Source organism: Streptomyces viridosporus, assembly GCF_002078235.1.
Lineage (GTDB): Bacteria > Actinomycetota > Actinomycetes > Streptomycetales > Streptomycetaceae > Streptomyces > Streptomyces viridosporus.
Genome location: NZ_MSGP01000729.1, coordinates 1 through 4,193 on the forward strand (window position 1 = coordinate 1; position 4,193 = coordinate 4,193).

2 protein-coding genes and 1 pseudogene are annotated in these 4,193 nt (G+C 73.9%); 2 read left to right on the top strand and 1 reads right to left on the bottom strand.

Annotated elements, in window-relative coordinates; translation table 11 throughout:
- Together B7L92_RS36670 and arfA are read left to right on the top strand one after the other, a co-directional pair.
- Positions 1-212, top strand: a pseudogene (locus tag B7L92_RS36670) (carbohydrate ABC transporter permease); the annotation flags it as partial.
- Positions 213-297: 85 nt separating this feature from the next.
- Positions 298-1,812 (top strand): arabinosylfuranosidase ArfA, encoded by a 1,515-nt coding sequence (arfA, locus tag B7L92_RS36675; RefSeq protein ID WP_081241480.1) that lies wholly within the window; start codon positions 298-300, stop codon positions 1,810-1,812.
- 77 nt (positions 1,813-1,889) lie between these two features.
- Here arfA and B7L92_RS36680 read toward each other — a convergent pair.
- The coding region (locus B7L92_RS36680) for a glycoside hydrolase family 35 protein (protein ID WP_255311318.1) at positions 1,890-4,193 on the bottom strand (2,304 nt) is incomplete at its 5' end.

Below are 4,193 nucleotides of genomic sequence, written 5' to 3' on the forward strand. Positions count from 1 at the left end.
AAGACAGCCTGTGGCCGTACATGGTCACCAACAACCCCGACCTGATGACCATGCCGAACGGCATCGCGACCGTCATGAACTCCTACGGCATCCAGTGGGCCCAGCTCATGGCCGGCGGCCTCATGGCGGGCCTGCCGCTGATCGTCGTCTTCGTCTTCTTCCAGCGCCAGATCGTGGCGGGTGTCGCCCACACCGGCCTGGCGGGTCAGTGAGTCCTCCGCGACCGGGACCGGAACCGGCCGCCTCCCCCTCCCCGCCCCCCACCCGCAGACGGAACCGACCCCCCGAAAGGACCCCATGCGCACCGCCCGCTTCACCCTCGACCCCGCCTTCACCGTCGGCCGGGTCGACCCCCGCCTCTTCGGCTCCTTCGTCGAACACCTCGGCCGCTGCGTCTACACCGGCATCCACGAACCCGGCCACCCCACCGCCGACGCCGCCGGCCTGCGCGGGGACGTCCTGGAACTCGTCCGCGAACTCGGCGTCACCGCCGTCCGCTACCCCGGCGGCAACTTCGTCTCCGGCTACAAGTGGGAGGACTCGGTCGGCCCCGTCGAGGACCGCCCGCGCCGCCTCGACCTCGCCTGGCACTCCACCGAGACCCACCGCTTCGGCCTGTCCGAGTACATCGACTTCCTGCGGAAGCTCGGCCCGCAGGCCGAGCCCATGATGGCCGTCAACCTCGGCACCCGCGGCGTCGCCGAGGCCCTGGAACTCCAGGAGTACGCCAACCACCCCTCCGGCACCGCGCTGTCGGACCTGCGCGCCTCCCACGGAGACCAGGAGCCCTACGGCATCCGCCTGTGGTGCCTGGGCAACGAGATGGACGGCCCCTGGCAGACCGGTCACAAGACCGCCGAGGAGTACGGCCGGATCGCCGCCGAGACCGCCCGCGCCATGCGCCAGCAGGACCCCGGTGTCGAACTGGTCGCCTGCGGCTCCTCCGGCCAGTCCATGCCCACCTTCGCCGAGTGGGAGGCCAAGGTCCTGGCCGAGACGTACGACCTGGTCGACTACGTCTCCCTGCACGCCTACTACGAGCCGGTGGACGGCGACGTCGACTCCTTCCTCGCCTCGGCCGTCGACATGGAGTCCTTCATCGAGAACGTGGTCGCCACCTGCGACCACGTGGGCGCGCGGCTGAAGTCGAAGAAGAGGATCAACCTCTCCTTCGACGAGTGGAACGTCTGGTACATGTCCCGCTGGCAGGAGCAGGCCCGGACCTTCGAGCAGGACGACTGGCCCGAGGCCCCGCGCCTGCTGGAGGACAACTACAGCGTCACCGACGCGGTCGTCTTCGGCTCGCTGCTCATCGCCCTGCTCCGGCACGCCGACCGCGTCACCGTCGCCTGCCTCGCCCAGCTCGTCAACGTGATCGCCCCGATCATGACCGAGCCGGGCGGCCCGGCCTGGCGGCAGACGACGTTCTTCCCGTTCGCCCAGGCCTCGGAGTACGGCCGCGGCGAGGTCCTCGACGTCCGCGTGGACTCGCCGACGTACGCGACCGCCCGGTACGGCGAGACCGACCTGCTGCACGCCACCGCCGTGCGCGCCGAGGACGGCACGGTCACCGTCTTCGCGGTCAACCGCGGCCGTACCGAGGCGCTGCCGCTGGAGGTCGCGCTGGGCGGGCTCGGCCTCACCTCGGTCGTCGAGCACAGCGTCCTCGCGGACGCCGACCCCGACGCCCGCAACACCCTCGACGCCCCCGAGCGGGTCGTCCCGCGCACGGCCGAGGGCACGGCCTTGGCCGACGGCCGGCTGACCGCCGTCCTGGAGCCGCTGTCCTGGAACGTGATCCGGCTGGCGTAGGCGGGATCACCGCGGCCCGGAACGGGCCGGGTCGACGGGCCCGACGGGCCCGCGACGGATCCGCCGGGGCGGTGGACTCACCGCCCCGGCGAGTCCACCGCCTCCACCGGCACCCCGCCCTCCGCCGCGCCCAGCAGCGTCAGCCGGACGTCGCGCGGACCCGCGGGTGTGGTGCCGTCGGACAGCACGGCCAAGGCCAGGGTGTTGGACCCACGGGTGCGGAGGATCCCGTTCGGCAGGACGAAGGTGTGCTGCGGGCCCACGTCGTTGATGTACTGGCCCATGTTCCAGCCGTTCAGGAAGATCTGGACGCGGTAGGCGCGCTCCGGATCGTCCTCCAGGGTGAGCCCGATCGAGGCGTCCACGCCGGGGTCGACGTCCAGCCGGAAGTCCGTCCGGTACCAGGCCACCCCCTGCCGCCGGTCCTCGCGCGGGAACTCCACGGCCTCCCAGTCCCGGTCGTCGTACCCCGGCAGGTGCCAGCCCTTCCGTTCCCCGTGCAGCCCGCCGTTGTTCAGCGGTCCGCGCACCCGGTCCGGCTCCACGGCGCCCCGGATCCGCCAGTCCACGTCCCGGGAGCCGCCCTCGAAGCCCGCCGACAGCAGTCCGCGCGCGGCCCGGTACGCGTCCGGGCGGAGGTCCTCGGCCCCGCCGTCCGCCCCGCCCCCGTCGTGCTGCATCGGCCGTACGAGCACCGACAGCACCCGCCGGCCCCGCCGGCGCAGCTTCCCGGGCACCTCGAAGGTGGCCGTGGCCGTCCAGGTGCCCCGCTCCGCCGTGTCCTCGTCCGGCACCGGCATGCGGTGCGTGCCGAGCGGCCGCCCGTCCAGCCAGGCCATCAGCAGCCCCTGCGTACCGGTGCTGTAGGACAGCGACACCGCCTCGAGGCCGCGAGCGTCCTCGAACCGCCCCCGGTACCAGACGTCGCCGTAGTGGAAGCCGTAGTCGTCCGCGAAGAGGACCGGCCGGCCCTCGGGCACGGGCGTGGTGCTGCGGGACGACGTGCGGTCGGCGGCCGTCCACGTCGAGTCGTCGAAGTCCGGCTCGGACTCCGGGTTCCCGTCCCGCCTCCGCCAGCCGTCGAGCGCGGGCAGCCGCACCCGGGGCGCCGCCGGCAGCAGCCCCTCCATCAGCAGGCTCCCGGCCCGGCTGAGGTGCGTGCGCACCGGCCGCCCGTTCCAGGTCACGGTGGTGATCCCGCGCGGCGCCCACACCTCGAGGCCGGTCGCGCCGACGACGTCGCCGGTGAGGTGGACGGTGGAGCCGCGCAGGGCGGCCGAGCGCAGCAGCGCCGGACCGTAGACCAGCAGCGGGCCGGACGGGGTCTCGTACGGCCACAGCCGCAGGGCGGTCGCGTCGTCGGTGAACAGCAGCAGCATGGGCGTCTCGGAGTCCCCGCCCTCGACCAGCACGCGGCTCAGCCCGCCCACCCCGAGCGGTACCACCACGTTGAGCCTGCCCCGGTCGTAGGCCCACGCGGGCTCGTCGTCCAGCCGGCTGGTGACCGGCTGGGTGTCGCAGTCCAGCGCGACCTGCGCCACCTCGCGGTGCCGGCCCGTGAACACCGCGATGTCCAGCCGCCCGACGGTCGTGTTCAGCATGGGCTGCGCGGTGGAGTACGCCAGTTTCCGCCGCCCCAGCTCCAGCCCGGTGACGAGCAGCTTGGCGTCCCGCGCCCCCACGGTGACGGGCACGTCGACGTCGGTCCCCGGCAGCATCGAGGTGACCTGCTCGGCGGAGTCGTTGCGCAGGACGTACACCTGGGCGTCGGTGTCGGGGTTGGCCAGGTGGTACACCGTGACCCGCTCGTCCGCCGCCCGCACCTCCTCGGCCGGGTCCAGCCGCGCGAGGTCGGGCACCGTCCGCACCAGGTGCCCGAGCTGGTGCAGCGGGGCCAGCTTCGGCGTCGGCCGGCGCCCCTCGTCGATCGCCGCCCCGTAGTCGTACGAGGTGTAGACGCCCGGCGAGGGCAGCCAGCCCCAGGAGGTCCCGCCGAACGCCATGCGGACGGTGTGCGCCGTGATTCCGTTGGCGAGGTGGGTGAGGCGGTTGCGCCGCTCGTACGCCGCGTCGTGGGTCCGGCGCACCTGCGCGTACCCCTTGCCGCCGGACGGCGCCCCGCCCAACGGGTCGGCCGCCCCGCCGGCCGCCCCGGCCAGGAACCCGGGCGTGCGCGCACCGGCGCCGGCCCCGTGCTCCCCGAAGTGCCCGAGGTCCGGCGGCACCTCACCGGGCGCGGTGGCCACGTCGACCCCGTGCAGCAGGCGCCCCTTCTCCCGGCCGGTGCCGAGGAGCTCCGGCGCCCCGCTTCCGCCCGGCCCGCCGCCCGTGCGGAACAGCGGTACGTCGATGCGGTCGGCGCGCACCTTCTCGTACAGGTG

Coding starts and splice junctions, on each gene's coding strand:
- arfA (WP_081241480.1), top strand. CDS start 298: ATGCGCACCGCCCGCTTCACCCTCGACCCCGCCTTCACCGTCGGCCGG.